Annotated in this window: 11 protein-coding genes; 5 read left to right on the top strand and 6 right to left on the bottom strand. The window is 62.0% G+C overall.

Annotation, left to right across the window (positions count from 1 at the left end; translation table 11 throughout):
- Nucleotides 1-6: 6 nt before the first annotated feature.
- From X268_RS05695 to X268_RS05680, 4 genes are all read left to right on the top strand, one after another.
- Entirely contained in the window at nt 7-1281 is a 1275-nt protein-coding gene (locus tag X268_RS05695; protein WP_128924023.1) for a glycosyltransferase family 4 protein, read from the top strand.
- On the top strand, nt 1278-2669 hold the full coding sequence (locus X268_RS05690; RefSeq protein ID WP_128924022.1) for a hypothetical protein: 1392 nt from the start codon (nt 1278-1280) through the stop codon (nt 2667-2669). The genes X268_RS05695 and X268_RS05690 overlap by 4 nt, the downstream gene beginning before the upstream one ends.
- 508 nt (nt 2670-3177) lie before the next feature.
- Nucleotides 3178-7086 (top strand): RHS repeat domain-containing protein, encoded by a 3909-nt coding sequence (locus tag X268_RS05685; protein WP_128924021.1) that lies wholly within the window; start codon nt 3178-3180, stop codon nt 7084-7086.
- Nucleotides 7087-7315: 229 nt separating this feature from the next.
- Complete coding sequence (locus X268_RS05680) at nt 7316-8443, top strand: acyltransferase family protein (protein ID WP_128924020.1); 1128 nt, start codon at nt 7316-7318, stop codon at nt 8441-8443.
- A 27-nt stretch (nt 8444-8470) separates the two neighbouring features.
- Here X268_RS05680 and X268_RS05675 read toward each other — a convergent pair whose 3' ends face one another.
- Complete coding sequence (locus X268_RS05675) at nt 8471-9832, bottom strand: polysaccharide pyruvyl transferase family protein (RefSeq protein WP_245477792.1); 1362 nt, start codon at nt 9830-9832, stop codon at nt 8471-8473.
- 19 nt (nt 9833-9851) lie between these two features.
- Nucleotides 9852-11309, bottom strand: a complete 1458-nt coding sequence (locus tag X268_RS05670; protein ID WP_128924018.1) for a lipopolysaccharide biosynthesis protein — start codon at nt 11307-11309, stop codon at nt 9852-9854.
- Nucleotides 11310-11596: 287 nt separating this feature from the next.
- Between X268_RS05670 and X268_RS05665 the strand changes: the two genes are divergently transcribed.
- Nucleotides 11597-12697 (top strand): glycosyltransferase family 4 protein, encoded by a 1101-nt coding sequence (locus X268_RS05665; RefSeq protein ID WP_245477790.1) that lies wholly within the window; start codon nt 11597-11599, stop codon nt 12695-12697.
- A 21-nt stretch (nt 12698-12718) separates the two neighbouring features.
- Here X268_RS05665 and X268_RS05660 read toward each other — a convergent pair whose 3' ends face one another.
- Genes X268_RS05660 through X268_RS05645 form a run of 4 tightly spaced genes read right to left on the bottom strand, consistent with a single transcriptional unit; the run spans nt 12719 to nt 17479 of the window.
- On the bottom strand, nt 12719-13810 hold the full coding sequence (locus X268_RS05660) for an acyltransferase family protein (protein ID WP_128924016.1): 1092 nt from the start codon (nt 13808-13810) through the stop codon (nt 12719-12721).
- Complete coding sequence (locus X268_RS05655) at nt 13807-14913, bottom strand: acyltransferase family protein (RefSeq protein WP_128924015.1); 1107 nt, start codon at nt 14911-14913, stop codon at nt 13807-13809. Before X268_RS05655 ends, X268_RS05660 begins: the two co-directional genes overlap by 4 nt.
- 9 nt (nt 14914-14922) lie before the next feature.
- Nucleotides 14923-16260 (bottom strand): hypothetical protein, encoded by a 1338-nt coding sequence (locus X268_RS05650; RefSeq protein WP_128924014.1) that lies wholly within the window; start codon nt 16258-16260, stop codon nt 14923-14925.
- Between the two features lie 7 nt (nt 16261-16267).
- Nucleotides 16268-17479 carry an acyltransferase family protein gene (locus tag X268_RS05645; protein ID WP_245477789.1) on the bottom strand — a complete coding sequence of 404 codons (1212 nt, stop codon included), beginning with the start codon at nt 17477-17479 and terminating at the stop codon, nt 16268-16270.
- Nucleotides 17480-17707: the final 228 nt, after the last annotated feature.

The raw sequence follows: 17707 nt of genomic DNA, 5'->3' as shown, positions 1-17707 counted from the left end.
GACGCGATGAAAGTTCTTTTGACGTCCACGCTTTATCCGACGCCTCAGGCACCGAAGATCGTCGGCGGCGCGGAGATCTTCGCTCGTCGTTTCGCCGAAGGCCTGGTGCAACGCGGCGACGAGGTGGAAGTGATCCGGGCCGCATCCTCGCCCGGGCAGGCTCCGGAAACCTGCGACGGCATCGACGTCTATTCCGCGCCGGTGCAGAACATCTATCTGCCCTTCACCGAGCAGAAGAACGTCGCGCTCCGCAGCATCTGGCACGCCGTCGACGATTGGCAGATGCAGGCCCCCCTGATTGCGGAACGCATCCGGGCCTTCAAGCCCGACGTGCTGCACTCCAACAATTTGTCGGGACTCACAACCGCGATCTGGCGCGTCGCCGCCCAGCTCGGCGTTCCCGTGCTGCATACGCTCCACGACTATTACCTGACCTGCCCGCGCTGCTCCCGCTTCGACAAGGGACGATCTTGCGAGCACACTTGCACGAGCTGCGGAATTCTAACCTTTCATCGCAAGCGTGCAACGCATTGGCTCAGCGCCGTGGTCGGCGTGAGCGAGCGCGTCCTGTCGATCCATACCGACATGGGCATGTTCGCAGAGACCCCGATCCGCACCGTGATCCGCAACGCCTCGACCGAGCCGCCGCGCACGCCCTATCCTCGTCCGGTCTGCACCACGGAAGTGACGTTCGGCTTCATCGGCCGCCTCACTGAGGAGAAGGGCATCGACAATCTGATGCGGGCGCTTGCCCGGCTGCCCCGTGACCGGATCCGGATGATGATCGCCGGTCGTGTCAGCGAGGAGGAGCAACGTCGCCTCAGGGCTCTTGCGCCGGATGCGCGGATCGAGTTCATGGGCTTCGTGGTGCCGGACGATTTCTACAGACAGGTCGACGTGGTGGTTGCGCCCTCGATCTGGCACGATCCTGGTCCGCTCGTCGTTGCCGATGCCAAGGCGGCCGGCAGACCGCTGCTCGGAACGCGCTTTGGCGGCATGCCCGAGGTCATCGAGCACGGCGTGACGGGCTGGCTGACCGAAGCCGATCCGCAATCCCTGGCGGACAGCATGCTCGCGGTCGCGTCCGATCCACACAAGATCGACGAGATCAGCCGGCGCCTGATCGCCGACACCAACAAGTGGATCTTCGCCGACGTGCTGTCTTCATACAAGAACCTGTATGAGCAATTGCGCGAACAGCGGATGTCGCGCATGCGCGCTGCCACGGCCGAAGCGCCACAGGGACGGGCCGTCGGCAAGGAGCGCCTCATTCCGCGATGACACGCCTCCTGGCGATGGCGGGTTACGTCTATCAGAGCGCCGCGGCGATCATCCTGATCTTCGCGATCAGCCACCTGTTGCCCGCCGCCGACTACACCAACTTTTCCCTCGCGCTGGCCGCGAGCCAACTGCTCTGCGTCCTGATGTTCGAGTGGCTGCAACTGGCCGGACTGCGCTTTCTGGCCGCGGCCAGGGAGAACGAGGCGGCCCGGCTGAGGTGGTCGCTCTTCGCAGCCGGCCTGTCGAGCGCGGCGGCCCTCGTCGTGGTCGGGAGCTGCGCGTCCCTGGCCAGCGTGCTCCCGACGGGGATCGTCGCGTTGGGCCTGAGCATCTCCGTCCTTCAGGGCCTGACGGATCTCTATTTCCTGTCGGTCCGCCTCTCCGACCGGCTGGGCGTCGCCTCCTCTCTTCTTGCGCTGCGGGCCACCGCCCTCCTGGTCGGAGCCGCCGCGGGAGGAGTGATCTCGGGAACGGCCGAAGCGGCGCTGCTCGGCATTGCGTCGGGGCACGCCCTGGGCCTCCTCGCCGGTCTCATCGCCTATCGCACGCCGATGCAGCGCGTGCCGCTGCAGGCGATGCTGGCCGACTGGAAGGACTTTTCCCGCTACGGCATGCTGGCCGCGGGCGCCTCCGTTATCCATTTGTCGGTGCCGGTGCTGCTCCGTGTCATCGTCATCGGCCGGCTGGGCGCGACGGGCGCCGGCGCGGGATTCTCGATCGCGCTCGACTTCCTGCAACGTCCCTTCTGGGTTCTCAATGCCGCGATCCACACCGTGAGCTATCCCGAGGTGGTCAACGATTTCGAACACGGAGGCAGCGCAAAATCGGTGCAGTCGGCGCGGCGGATGTTCGAATTCATGATCTGCACGACGCTGGTGCTGCTGGGCGGCTTGATCGGATTCATTCCAGACGCGGCCCGGATCCTGGTTCCGCAGGCGAGCCTGGATGGCTTTCTGGAGACGGCGCCAACCGTCGCAGCCTTCTATTTCCTGCACACCCATTTGCAGGCGACGATCGCGGTCGTCCCCCACCTCGAGAAGCTGGCGACCAGGCTCGTCGTCGTCGCCGCCGGCCAGCTCGCCATCGTCGTGTCTTTCTCCCTGATCGCAGTATCGGCCGGTCTGTCGCCGCGAGGCGCGGTCGGTTGCGCTTCGATCGCCACGCTCGCAACCATACTGGTCGCACTCGGTCCGACGCTGCGGTTTGAGGCGTTCCCGCGCTGGCCGTTGGTCGTGCAGGCCCTCGTGGCCGCCATCCTGATCGGATCGCTGGGAACGATGCCGACGGAGCCCGTGACATGGCTCGCCGGCAAGATCGTGATCGCCGCGATTGCAACGGCGGGGATCGGATGGCGCGGGGATTTCTTGATGCTGGCCCGCCGCGGCTGATCCGCCGAACCAGCACTTCTGCCCAGCCAATCGAGTTCCGACAGGGAACTCGCTGCCGCGTCCTCCTCAGGCAAGTGCGCAGCCTGCATCATCTCCGCGCATCTACAACTCTGGCGAGCAAACCAAACGATTTAACCGCCCATGGAAGCGGCATCTGCGAACTTCCCGTGCAGGAAAGCGTGCGAGCTGAACGAGGTGCGCGACATTGATTCTCCGAACGATGGAGAAGCGAGCCGCCTGCACTTCCAAAGAGTCGTTGCATGAATCCGTTTGCGCATACATTCAGCAGCGCAAATCGAGAAAATCTTGAAAGCGCCTTTCTCGCGCCATGCTGCCCCGGCATCGCAGCAATATTCTGCTGCAACGGAGCGAATCTGTTCCTGCACAAGGAACCGCGTGTCGCTCGCGATTTGTAGCTTCGATTTTTATCTGAAATTCACACTCGACAGAGAAGCTTGAACGCAAATCCCTGCGAGCAATTTTGTTCGCGTTGAAACTCGAGTGAACAATGCCTGATCAAACCATCTTGTCGGCCAGCGGCTTCATCAACTCCATCGGCGTCAACACGCACGCCGGCTTCGGGTGGACCGGCTACAACAACCTCGCGCTGATGGCCGACGACCTCGAGTATCTCGGCGTCACCCATCTCCGTGACGCGATGGGGACCAGCCCGGCTGCGCAACCCGTCGTCGAGGGTCTCGCCGCCGCCGGCTACAAGTTCGACTTCCTGGTATCGTCCGCCCTGCCCCAGACGGGCACGACCGGGCTGCAGAACTACATTGCCTCGCTCCAGAAGTTCGCAACGAGCCACCCGGGCAGCATCAGCGCCATCGAAGGGCTCAACGAGGCCAATCACCAGCCCTTCAGCTACAATGGCAGCTCGAGCCTTAGCGCTGCGGCCCAGTTCCAGAGTGCGCTCTATCAGGCCGTTAACGCCAACGCCACGCTGGGCAGCATCCCGGTCTACAATCTGTCATTGGCCTACAACGATCCGCAGGGCTACAGCCAGCTCGGCAACATGTCGGGCTCGGTCGACTACGCCAACGCGCACGCCTATGTCAGCACCAGCCTGACAACCAGCAGCTCGATTGCGGCAACGCTGAGCGCCGTCATGACTGCGGCGCCGGGAAAGCCCGTCGTCATCACGGAAACCGGCTACACCACCCAGGCCAACACTCAATATCTCGGCGTCAACGAGACGGTGCAGGCCAAATCGATCCTCAACACCCTGGTCGATGCCTACAAGGCCGGCGTAAGCGCGACCTATCTGTATGAGCTGTTCGATCGCGACTCGTCCGCTGGCAATACCAATCCCGAGGCCAATTTCGGACTGTTCAATTCCGACGGGACGCCGAAGCTCGCCGCCACCGCCATCCACAATCTGACAACCATCCTGGCCGACGACGGTACGGGCGGCCTGCAGCCGACTAATCCGCTGAACTACACTCTGAGCAACATGCCGGCCACGGGCAACAGCATGGTGCTCGGCAAGAGCAACGGCGCCTACGAGCTCGTCGTATGGGCGGAGCCCAAGCTCTGGAACGATCCCACCGACACCGAGGTGTCCAATGCGGCCCAGACAGTCACGGTGAATCTCGGTGGCGTGCATCATTCGGTGAAGGTGTATGACACGCTGACGGGAACCACGGCGATCGCCAGCTACACCGACGTCAGCACGATCACGATTCCGGTCAGCGATCACCCGCTGATCATCGAGATCGACGCGCCCGCGACCGAACCGACGCCGCCGGACACGAGGACCAGCGTCAGCGGCACCGCTGCCGAGATCGTGCCGCAGCTGTCCGACCTGAGCGAGTCGACGGCGCTGCAGACCATCACGCTGACCGACTCGCACGTGCTGCCGGTCGCCTCGAAGGCGACCATGGACTACATCATCGCCCATTACGGCAGCGCCCTCTCCAAGATCCAGGGCGGCTACTCGTTCTCGGTGACGAACGCGGCCGCGACCTGGAGCAGCACGAAGACCTACAACGCCAGCGGAGCGCTTCTGTCGAAATCGGACACCGGCCTGAATTCGAGCGGGCAGCCGACCTCGACCACCGTCGCCTACACCGACGGCTCCAAGGACCTGATCAGCTATACCGGCGGCGTGAAGACGAAATTCGTTCATGTCGGCACCGACGCAACCAGGACCACCGACACCTACAACACGGCCGGAACCCTTCTGAGCGAAGTCGTGCAGAAGTCCGACGGCTATTACTCCACCACGCTCTACACCAGCGGCGTGAAGACCGCCGCCTACGTCAAGAATGCCGACGGCTCGCAAGACAACTATACCTACGGCATCACCGGCAAGAGCTTCACCACCCAGGTTCAGCACCTCGATGCTTCCGGAAAGGTCACCTCGGTGACCCGCAGCCATGCCGACGGCTCGCTGGACTCGACGCAGGTCTTCAACAGCGACGGCAGCAGCGTGATCACCACCTATAGCGCCACGGGCGTCAAGCTGGTCACGACCACCTATCATGCCGATCACAGCAAGGATGTCTGGACCTACAACATCACGGGCCAGACCTACACGACCGAGCACGACATCTACGATGCGACCGGCTTCCTCACCAGCCTGACGCGCTTGCATGGCGACGGCAGTCTCGCCTTCAAGCTGGTTCAGACCACCGACGGCACCAAGACGACCGATTGGTACAATGCGGCCGGCAGCCTCACCAGCGAGGTGGTCCAGAAGGCCGATGGCTTCACCTCGACCACGCTCTACAGCAACGGCGTCAAGACCAACGCCTATGTGAAGAATGCCGATGGCAGCCAGGACAATTATGCCTACGGCATCACCGGTCAGAGCTACACCACGCTGATCCAGCACGTCGATCCCACGGGTAAGATCACCGCCGTGACCCGCAAGCATGCCGATGGCACGCTCGACTATACCCAGGTCATCAACAGTGACGGCAGCAGCGTCGTCACCAACTACGACGCCGCCGGAACGCGGACGAAGGAAACCGACTATCACGCCGACGGCAGCAAGGACGTCTTCCTCTTCAACATCACCGGCCAGACCTACACGACCGAGCACGACATCTACGATGCGACCGGCTTCCTCACCACGCTGATTCGAAAGCACGCCGACGGCAGCATGGCATTCAAGCTGGTGCAGAGCGCCGACGGGACCAAGACGACGGATTGGTACGATGCCAGCGGCGTACTCACCAGCGAGGTCCTCGAGAAAGCGAGCGGTTACAGCTCGACCACGGTGTACACCAACGGCGTGAAGACCGCGGCTTACATCACCAACGCCGACATGAGCCACGACAACTATAGCTACAACATCACCGGTCAGAGCTATACCACGCAGTACCAGCACCTCGATCCGTCCGGCCAGACCACCGAGGTGATCCGCTGGCATGCCGATAACTCGCTCGACTACACCCAAACCGTCAACAGCGACGGCAGCAGCGTGGTCACCAACTACGATGCGTTAGGCGTCAAGAAGACGGAGACCGACTACCACGCCGATGGGTCGAAGGACGTCTTCCAGTTCAACGTCGTCGGCCAGACCTACACCAACGAGCACGACACCTACGATTCGACCGGATTCCTCACCCACATCGTGCGCACGCACGCCGACGACAGCCTGGCCTTCACGCTGGCGCAGAGCGCCGACGGCACCAAGACCTCCGACTGGTACGACGCCAACGGCGTCATCACCAGCGAGGTCACGACCAAGAGCGACGGCTACAACTCCACGACCGTCTATACGGGCGGCGTGAAGACCGCCGCCTATATCAAGAACGCCGACGGCACCTCGGACAATTGGAACTACAACGTCACCGGGCAGTCCTACACCACGCAGCATCAGCACCTCGATGCCTCGGGCAAGCTGGTCGAGCTCACCCGGACCCACGCCGACGGCACTCTGGACTATACTCAGGTCATCCATGACGACGGCAGCAAGCTGACCGACATCTACGACAGCGCCGGCAACAAGACCCAGGAGATCGCCAACAACACCGACGGCTCGAAGGACGTCTTCCTGTTCAACTTCAACGGACAGACCGGCACCACGCAGCACGAGAACTACAACAGCGCCAGCGCGCTGCAGTTCTTCGATCAGACCAAGACCGACGGCACCCACAATGTCACGGCCGTCGCCAACGGCGTGACGATCCAGGGCGGGGCCGGCAACGATGTGTTCTCGGCTGCGCCAAGCTCGACCACCATCGCCTACAACCACGGCCAGGATCAGGTCCTCAACTTCCAGGCCGGTGACGCGACGACCCACGACACGATCGCAATCTCGAAGCTGCTGGCTGCGGACTATAGCCACCTGCAAATCACGCAGTCCGGCACCAACGCGCTGATCACGTTCTCGGCCACCGACTCGATCCTGCTGAAGAACGTCTATGTCCCCAGCCTGCCCAGCCACGACTTCGTGTTCGTCTGATCACGGCGGCATCGCTTGGGGGCCGGGACCTCGCAACGTCCCGGCCCCGTTCATTTGTTGGGCGCTTGCCTCCTCGCTGAGCAGAGGCCGACCGCCATCCGCAATTGGATGGCTCCCATGAATTCGGACGGACTGCCGCGATTGCGCCGCATCGGCCGGCGCGGGTGCGAACTTGCGTCACAATTCGTCTCTAGAAGAGAGACGAACCGCGCAAGGACACCGAGGCCCGATGGAAGCCAGTGAAGCAAGACGTTTCGTCGTTCTCGACTTCTACCGCTTCGTCGCCGCGCTCGGGGTCTTCATCTTCCACCTGAAGCTGATCGACACGGGCATTTCGCCGGCCTGGAACGGGTCCTATGGCCTGTTCGTGGACATGTTCTTCATCCTGTCGGGCTTCGTCATCTCCTATTCCTATCCGTCCGACGCGCGTGGCGTGGCCGCCTATTCCCGCTTCATGATCCGGCGTATTGCGCGGATCTATCCGCTGCACCTGCTGAGCCTGCTCATCTTCGTCGTGCTGATCGGCGTCGGCCTGGAGCGCACGGCCCGCTCGACGCCGCTGGATTTCCTGTACAATATTCTGCTGCTGCAGGCCTGGGGCGTCACCGATCACCTCAGCTTCAACTCGCCATCCTGGTCGATCAGCGCCGAGTTCTTCTGCTATCTGGTCTTTCCGCTGTTGATGCTGTTTGCGCGCAAGGTCCAGCCGGTCGTGCTCGGCGTGGTCGTGGCAGCGCTCTACCTGGTCCTCGCCCACGGCCATTTGCCGATCTGGCAGGAACGGTCGCAGATGTATGGCGCCAATTTCGACTACGGGATGCTCCGTGCGCTGCCGAGCTTCCTGAACGGAATCCTGCTCGCCATTCTCTTCCGCATGTCGCATCCCTACCGCCACAAGCGGATGATCTTTGCCGGCATCGGCCTGTTCGGCCTCTCCGTGCTCGTCCTCAACATCTTCGCCAAGCCGGACCTCGCCATCCTGCTGTTCTCCTGCGCCATCCTGCTCACCGCAGTCGGCGAAAGCGCCTTCAAGCAGTTTCCGGGCGCTCGCCTGCTTGGCAGGCTCGGCAACACCTCATATGCGATCTACATGCTGCACGATGCCGTCCTCATCGCCGTGTTCAAGCCGTTGTGGATCTGGCTGGGACTGCGGCCCGATCAGTTTGGCCTCTTCGCCCTGGCGTGCTGTGCGGTCCTGACCGTCATCGCAGACCGCACCTACGCCTATTTCGAGAATCCCGCGCGGCGCCTCATCAATCGCTGGGCCGACACCGGCGTCCCTGCCTCGCGCAAGGTTCAGATGGCCACCGCCGAGACGTCCATGGGTTTCGACACCACCGAGCGGGCAGCCAACTGACCGCCCTGCCGATGAGACAAGAGGTATTCAGGCGACCTTACCGTCGGCCGCCGGCACCCTCCGCATCGCGCTCTCGCCCAGCAGGGGTGCAATGTTGGCGCGGGACGCCTCCATGACGCCCGGCAGCGCCTGACGGACCTGCTGGCGGACGGAGTCGTGCGCACCGAGGAAGTGCAGCAGGAACTTCTGGAAACTGTCACCAACGAGGAACTGCGCCGGCGACAGCAACAGCGACTCGCTGACGTCGAAGTGTGCGAACAGGCCCTGGAACTTATCCTGATAGGTGATCGCAGCGACCGGCGTTCCCTGCCCCAGCGCCGCAATCGCCAGATGCATGCGGCCGGTGATCACGCCGTCGACCAGACCGACGACGGCCTTGATCTCGCCAGCCGATAACGCCTGATCGACATGATGCAGGTGATCGCCGAGCGCGGGCATGAGGCGGTCGGCCAGCGGCCGCAGGCAGTTGTCGTCGGCGATCTCGGGGCGGTAGTCATGCGCCAGCAACAACCAGCTCGCATTGTTCTCGCGCGACAGCCGCTCCATGGCACGTGCCGCGAGCTCTATCATCTGCCGCAGCTTGGCCGGCTCCGGCTTCTTGAACAACATCGGATGGATGTTGAAGACGAAGACCTTGCGACCCTGCTCGCGCTGCCGCGTGATCGCCGCTGCGATCTGCTTCACTGCGGCGGTATCCGCCCGCGGCGTCAGCATGAACGCCGCATCGGCGACCAGATGGGCGCGTTTTCGGGCGAAATCGTCGAATCGCTGCAGCGATATCGCATCGCGCAGGTTCAGGACCACGCCCGGATCCAGCAGTCGGAACACCTCGCGCAGCGCTTTCGCGGGTCGGGAGTTGAAACTGAAGCCGAGCACGCTGACCTTGGCACCGAACGCGGCCATCAGATCGGCAACGAGCAGCATGCGCGCGGCATCCACCGGCGAATAGTAGCCGTCGAGCACATCGGCCCCCAGAACGAGCCCGAAATCGGGCTTGGTAAGCGACAGCTCCTGCGCCACCGTCTCGTAGGAGAACGGCAGCCTCCAGAGCTCGAGCGGCTTGAAGCCCATCGCGCGCACGTCCGCGCTGGCCGCCGCCGTCGCGGTGACGATGTAGACCTCAAGATCCGGATAGGTTCGCTTCAGCTCCCCGGTGGCCGCTTCGATCATGGCCTCATCGCCGCGCGACTGATGGACGCTCCAGGGATCGGAGGGAAGAACGACCAGCCGGCGCGGATTGTTACGCGGCGCGGTGTTGACGCCGACGTCTTTCCGCGCGATCTGCCACCGACGCAGCTCGAGCAGATCGAGCGCCAACTGCGTATTCTTCGCGCTGTTGAGCCAGCCTCGGAGCTGCCTGCGTACGGGTACCGGGATCAATTGCTTCACGACATTCTCCTCGTCTTCATCAAGCGGTCGCACCGCGCTTCACGACGAAATCAATCAAGGAAAGGACCTGCTTCCGCCAGAACAGCAGAATGCCCGTCAGATAGGTCACTCCAAAGCAGGACGACAGCAGTCCAATCCGCAAGTAGGGGTTCATGCCCGGCGTCGCCTCCCGACACAGCACGACCGCGCCGTAGGCCAGCACGATGGCGCAAAGGCAGCCCGCAATGGGACGCAGGAACTGGCCCCAGCTCAAGCCCAGCAGTCGGAGCGCCAGCGCGAAGGTCACGGGCGTTACCACGAGCTGCGAGAACGCGAAGATCGCGGCCAATTGACCGATGTCGCGCGACGGAAGCACGAACATCGCCGGCACGACCGTACAGAATTTGAGGATGTTGAGCCCAAAGACGTAGTTCGGCTTGCCCAGGGCGCCAAAATAGGCGCTGTTGACGAACTGCACCGTCTGCACCGCGCCGATCAGCATCAACGGCCGCATCACGGCTTCGCTGCCGCCCCACTTGGCGCCAAACAGCAGCAACGAGAACTCCGGCGCGATCGCTGCGAGGAGCACGAAGATCGGAGATCCGATCAGCGCGCCGAGACTGACGCTGCGCAGATAGGCACCTGCGATGCGGTCCCGCTCGTGCGCAATCTTGGACAATGCGCTCAGCGCGACGTCCATGACCGCCTGGGTCAGCAACTGCATCAGGATGATATAGACTCTCGCACCGACCGTGTAGATGCCAAGAGCCGCGACGCCATACAGCGACAGGATGATCATGTCGATCGTCCGCACGATGGCGAAGTCCAGCAGCCTGTTCAGCACGACATGGATGCTGTAGCCCGAGAGCTCGCGAAAGCTCCTCAGAGAGTAACCGCGCATCGGCAGCCATCGCGGTTGGCTCCAGAGCCACAAACCGCTGATCGCGCTCTGAACAACCACCTGAATTACGAGGCTAAGGGCGCCAAACCCGGCATAGGCGCAGGCAATGCCAACGACGCCGGACGCGGCAGTTGCCACCATGGTCCTGACTGCAAGCACGCGAAAATCCATCTGGCGCTTGTAGAGCGCCTCCTGGAACAGGGTCGCTGTCCCGATCGGAAGCGAGAGACTGGCGGCGGTGAGCAGCGGCGCGAACCCCTTCACGTCGAGCCAACGCTCGATATGGATCGCGAGCAGCGCAATCAGGACGGCCAGCAGCATTGAGGCTGCGAACGAGCAGAAGAAGGGCAGCGTCACATCGGCGGGCTCGAGCGTCCGCCGCTGGATCAAGGCATCACCGAAGCCGAATTCCGCGATTGAGCTCAACAGCAGCAGGATGAAGGCGACCAGCGCGGCAAGACCGAAATCGGCGGGATTGAGCAGCCGCGCCAGCACGAGGAACAGCACGAACGACAATGCGCGGCCGCCCCAATTTTGGGCGAGCGACCAAAACAACGCCACCACGACCTGATGCTGTTTGCCTCGCATGACGCTCATCAACAATTCGACCCAATTCCGACAGATCTAACCACAATCACGGAGTAGACCATGTGAGACGCAGTGCCGCGACATCGTCCTCTCCGATCACGGCGGAGAACTGAATGCTCGCGACATTACGACGGAGTGATGGCAATCGCATGAGCGCCGTCACGATTAAGATTTAGAGTGGAAGTGAGTTCAAATCGTGGACTACACTCCAATCAACCTTTGCGAAGTGATGCAAAATGGATGCCTTGATAAGTTCGCCCGCTCCGCGTTCTCTCCATCACTCCAAGCGCTTGCGTGTGGCCATCTATGCACCGCATTTTGCGGAATACTCCTACCGGCTCGCATCAGGATTGGCGCATCATTGCGACGTCCGCCTCGTGCTCAACCGCAAGGACGCGAACCAGCAGTGGGAACTTGCCGATATCGCTGTCGAGGCGCCCTTCGAGACCCGGATCCGCAACATGAGCCTGCGCCGTGGCGGCGGCGTGCTCGGCATTCCCGCGTCCTTCCTCGACATAATATCGTTTCGTCCGGACGTGATTCATTGTCACGAAGTTCCAGAGATCTACACGTCACAGTTGATCCAACTTCTCCGCCCACTTGGCATTCCCCTGGTGCTGACGGTTCACGATGCAATTCCGCATTCGGAGGGCGGCTCCGGCACCTCGCCTCGTGAAGATGCTTGGCGCGAGCGCATGCGCGCGGCTGCGTCAGTCGTCACCACGCACGGCGAAAGCTGTATTGCCGATTTTCGCCGCGCTTCGCCCAACTTCAAGGGCCACACGGTTTCCAGCATGCACGGCGTGCTCATGGTTCCGCCGGCTTCGGGCGCGATCGCCACGCCCGAGGCCGCGCGTATTCTGTTCTTTGGACGGATGTGGGCTTACAAAGGCCTCGACGTCTTCATCGATGCGATCGACATGTTGGTCCGGCGCGGTGTCCCGCACGAGGCGATCGTCGCCGGCCGCGGCCCCGAGATGACGCGGCTCGGAGCACGCATGGAGGCGATGCCGACCGTCAAGAGCATCAATGCCTATATTTCGCCCGCGGATACCGGACAGCTGTTTCAATCCGCCACCGTGGTCGCGTTGCCTTATAAGGATGCAACGCAGAGCGGCGTGCTTGCATCCGCCTACGGCAATTGCCGTCCCGTCGTTGCCAGCGCGACTGGCGGCATTCCCGACGTCGTGACAGACGGCGTCAACGGACTTCTGGTGCCTCCCGGCGATGCCACTGCACTGGCCGATGCACTCGAACGCGTGCTGACCTCAAAGCCGCTTGCGGCGACCTTGACCGATGGCGCGCGGCAGACAGCGGCCAGTCTCTTGAACTGGGACCGCATCGCCGAGCAGCTGCTGGGACCCTATCACAAGCTCGCCGGCCGTACCGTGAGCTGACCGCGACCAGCGCGCGGACCGTCAAACCGATTGCCCGATCTTGAGCGGCCGAAAGAACATACCGCGGATCGCACCATCCAACAGGCGCCTCAGCCTCACCTCGATCAACTCATAGCTGATCGCGCTCGCGACCAGTGACATCACCAGCCCGAGTCCGATAAAGGCAGCCCACAGCAGCCAGCGATCGACGCCGGCGGCGACCAGCTTCAGGCCGATCACCTGCAAGGGGAACAGCACGAAGGGATGCACGAGATAAAGGCTGTAGCTGATCTTGCCGACATACTGCAGGGCCGGCGCACTCAGAGCCTTGCCGAGGCCCGACTCCGGAGCAAGCACCATGCCGAACAGCAGGAAGCCGGGAAGGAGCCCCACGAACGGGTGAAACAACACCAGGCTCGCATACATCGCCGCTCCGCAAGCAAGGCCAGCGATCAAGCCGAGGCGCCCGGGAATCGAGATACGAAAGCCCGTCGCACTAAATAGCATGCCGATGCAGAAGAACGCCGTGATCGGCCAATGCAGGAGGCAGGCGATGCCGAGCAGGATCAAGGGCGCGGCCAGCAACTTGCCGCCGATGCGCAGCATCGAAAACGTCGCGGCAAACCAGATGTAGAACGCCCACTCATAGGTCAGCGTCCAGGCATTCTGCTGGGCAATGGGCAGGCCGAGCGCGTCCTGCACGAAGAACAGATTGGCCGCGAAGATCCCGAGATAGCTGGTCAGATCGATCCCACGGAAGAACTTGTAAGCGACGATCGGACCTATCGCGAACAGCGCCAGATGCAGGACGACGAACACCGGCATGATGCGCAGGACGCGATCGAAGAAGAACCGCGGCAGCGACCCGTGCCGCACCAAGCTCGCCGGAATCAGGAAGCCGCTGATCATGAAGAACAGCTCGACACCATGCCCGCCGACGTTGATCACCGACTGCAGCCAGGGCCAGAGCGACGGCAGGAATCCGGGATCCGGCATGTCGTACACGCCGCCCTTCGGCATGTCGTAGAAATGATCCATCAGCACGCTGAGCGCCGCAATGCCGCGAAGCCCCTGGACCGACGGAACGAACGACCCGTCGTAGGCGACGCCCGGCTGGTGCGCAGTCCCGCTCACTCTGCGGCGCCTTGCGTGCTGAGCGCTGGCTCGAGAACCACCTTGTTTCGGCGCGCAGAGCGGAACCTGTGCCCAAAGGCAATACTGGGCTTCTCCACGAAGGCAAACGTCATCCAGCTGACAAGAAGCGATAGCGCCAGGATCACAGCCAGAAAGATCGACCATCCGAGCGGGCCATCGCCGAACCAGACGAGGCGGTGGATGAAGACGATCACGAACGGCGACATCAGATAGACCGAATAGCTGATCACACCGACGAATGCCATCGGACGCCATGCCATCTTCTCGCCGAACACGGCAAAGCCGATGAACACCAGCGCCGCGCAGACATAAGCCGATCCGATCGAGTAGCTGTAGAAAAAGTTCTCGTGATACACGCCTCCGAACCGCCGGTCGGACAGCGCGATGGCGAAGATCGCATATAGAAGGGTGCAGACGGCCACGTGGGTCCATCGCAGCTTTCCGCCGATGACGGTATCGCGAACGATCTTGCCCAGGAACATGGCCGACAGGTTCAACCCGACCTCCATCACCGAGGAAACGGTCCGGTTCTCCACCAGCAGTGCAGCGGTGGTTCCGATTAGCGCGGCTGCGAGAACAATCGTCACCGCTGTGAAGCGCCGGTTCAGCAGCCCCATCGCAAAGAGAATGGTGCATCCAACATAGAACAGCAACTCGATCGCCAACGTCCAGTAGAATACCCAGAGGTTCGGGACGTTGATGAAGGTCTGCAACATCGTCACGTTCGCGGCGACCTGCCCGACCGGATAGATCTTCGACTCCAACAGCTGCATCGTCACCAGCCCGACCACGAGCGAGGTCCAGTAGGCCGGATAGAGCCGGAAGAAGCGGCTGATCGAGAAATCCCGCACGGGCGTGGCGCTGTCCGGAAAGCTGAATGGAATGACGAAGCCGCTGACGAAGAAGAACAGCACGACGCCGAACCGGCCGAAATTCATGTAGTAGCCGAACACGTCGTGAATGGGCCAGTAATAGGCGCCCGTCGGATGCTTTTCGACGATGATCTCGAATACGTGCTGGACCAGGACCGACAACACGGCAATGCCGCGCAGCGTGTCGATGAATGCGAGCCGTTTATGCATCGTTGGTTCTCACCTGCTTCCGCTCGCCGCCGGGACCTCCGGACGGAAGCCTTCCAATGACGGCACCGACGGCCGCATGACGATCGGCACGGCCTCGCCCGCCCGTGCGGAGGCCGCACGGCGCGAAAACACTTCGCTGAAGCTCAATGCGATGATCAGCAGACCGGACGCCGGGCCGTAATTCAGCACCGTGATCGTGAACAAGTTGACGACGAAGATCAGCGTCAGCTTGTAGACGTCGGTTGCTCCAAACGTCGACCGGAACACCATTACCATGAACGCGACAAAGGGGAGCCCGAACATCAGATAGGTCCCGATGTAGAAATTGTCGACTGGCACCCAAAATGGCGCGAGCGGCGAGAACAGCTGCTGCGGATAGTTGAAGCAACCTGCACCACAGCCGGTCACGAGGCCGATGGGCATGAGCTGCGTGAGGTAGACAAACGGCTTTTGCCAACTGTTGTTGATGCGATCGAGGATGCTGAAGAGGGTCGAATGCGGCACCGCGGCGGTCCCGGAAGCGACCACGATCATGAAGAACGGCACGAGGATCGAGGCATACGACCACAGCGCGATAGTTCGGATCGCGGGAAAGCGCGACTTCTCCGGTAGCATCCGCACCAATACCAGCAGGAGAAGATAGAGCACGAGGACGATCATAGTCGTCTTGCTCGTGGTCAGCTTGATGGCATAGATCGCGACGGAACCGAGCAGGAGACACCAGGTGGTGCTCATGCGAATCGACGTGATCGCGAACGAAACCAGGATGAAAAAGGCAGCCATGGTGTTGTCGGCAGCAAAGCCCATCAGGCGCTGGTCGTCGCCGCCATAGGCCCACCACAACCGGCCGGCCTCGCGCACCGCGCCGAAGGACTCGTATTTGTAGCCCACCCAGGGCATCAGGTAGAACTTCGTCAGGAAAACACCGATCACCGACAGGTAGAAGGTCACCGCGATGACCGACAGAAGCTTTTTGTATGAGCCGAGGCTCGAATCGCAAAAGCAGAATCCGACGAACACCGGCAGCATCATCTTGAACGATGAGACCGCTGCGTTGGCCGTACCCAGCATGAAATATCCGAGCACGAGCGACAGCATGATCTGCACCAATACCAGGAGGGCCAGGGTACTGCGATTGCGCAGGATGCAATGGACGAAGAACTGGATGAGACACAGAAGCGCAATGCCGTCGGGCACATACCAGAGCGCGTTCATGTGATAGATGCTGGTGTAATAGCGGATCACGCCGCCGAAGGCGTCGCGGACCAGATAGGCTCCGAGCGCAATCGCCTCGATATTGAGGCTGATCAGCGTGATTTTGGGTCGATGCAGGGCAAGGATCGTCATGTCCGGCTCAGTTCGTCAGCCGCGCCGATCGCGCGGGAGATCGCGCGAAATCCCGACGGCTTCCGAGCAGATTTCGCATCAACCTGCCGCCGGGGATTTCGATGTAGAGATAAGTGAGGTGCGAAACTGCCAGGACCGCGGCCAGCGAGACCACCAAATTCAACGTGGCCGGCAGCCCCGCCCAAACCGAATCCAGTGCGCCGATCCGCCCTGCCCCCACGCCCCGCACGAAATATTCGGCGAGCAATACCACGAGCGCATGCACCATATAGATCGAGTAGGATCGTTTCCCAAGCCAGACCAGCGGCTTGGCCACCAGGATCCGCGGCACTAACAGCGCATCCGGGAACGCCAGCAAGCTGCCAAGGAAGATCGCGAACGTCACGGGAGCGAGGAAGGTCGACGCCGGATTGGTCTCCGCCACGGACACCAGCACGACGCTGGCGATCATGGCGACGAATTGCAGCGCGCCCTGCACGGCAGGACCCGGCTTAGCAGGCAGGCGATCGACGATCCTGACCGTCAGCACTCCCAGGAAAAAGCTCACGAAACAGCGCAGGATGCCGAAGTCGGTCTGAAGGCCAAGGCTCCTCTTGTCGAGCACGAAGATGATGAAGACCAGGCTCCCGACCGCGAGCGCGCCGCAGAGAACGTAGAAGCAGAGCAAGGAGCGCATGCGCTGGGCAAAGAGCACGATCAGGCCAAACACCAGATAGGTGTAGAACTCGACGCTGATGCTCCAACTTGGCGCATTCCAGCTGAGATAGTCGATGAAGCCCATCGAGTGCAGCAAGAGGACGTTGAGAACGAAGGAATAGGCATTGTTCCCCTCGAACGCCGCCGGCGCGGCCACGACGACGCCAGCCATGACCAGGCTGATACGCAGGAGGCGAAACAACAGATTCGCCATCAGCATGACGATGTGCAGCGGATAGACCCGCGCCAGGCGACGGACCATGAACTCGCGCAGCGAGAAGCGCCCGAAATCGCTCTCGACGTAGCTGAGCGACATCACGATGCCGCTGAGGACGAAGAAAAGATCGACCAGCAGCCAGGAGCTTCTGAAGAATGAGCAGTTGATCCACGCATTGTGCGGGAACACCGCGAGGAACGTCGGCATCAGCAGCAGATGGTGAATCACCACCGATGTCGCGGCGATGCCCCGGATGCTGTCGAGCGGCAGGACATGCGCCTTCTCACGATGAACCAACTCCGTCACATCAACATTCCGTAGCTATTGCACCGCAGCAGTGTGTATCAGGACTCGCCCGTGTTCAATCTCTGCGATCGCGGACTCGCGTGCGACGCATGATGATCGACGATAAATTCAACGCTCGCAGTTCATTCGGACATGCGAGCGCCAAGTTCACGCCACTTTTTGCTTGAGCCCGCGCTGCGCCGGCGCGCAAATCAATTCGAGCGCGATGATTGCGAGTATTTGCGTGCA

Origin of the sequence: Bradyrhizobium guangxiense (assembly GCF_004114915.1) — a bacterium.
GTDB classification, from domain to species: Bacteria; Pseudomonadota; Alphaproteobacteria; order Rhizobiales; family Xanthobacteraceae; genus Bradyrhizobium; species Bradyrhizobium guangxiense.
Note: the sequence above shows the minus strand (reverse complement) of the source record. Positions and strands in the feature narration are given on the sequence as shown.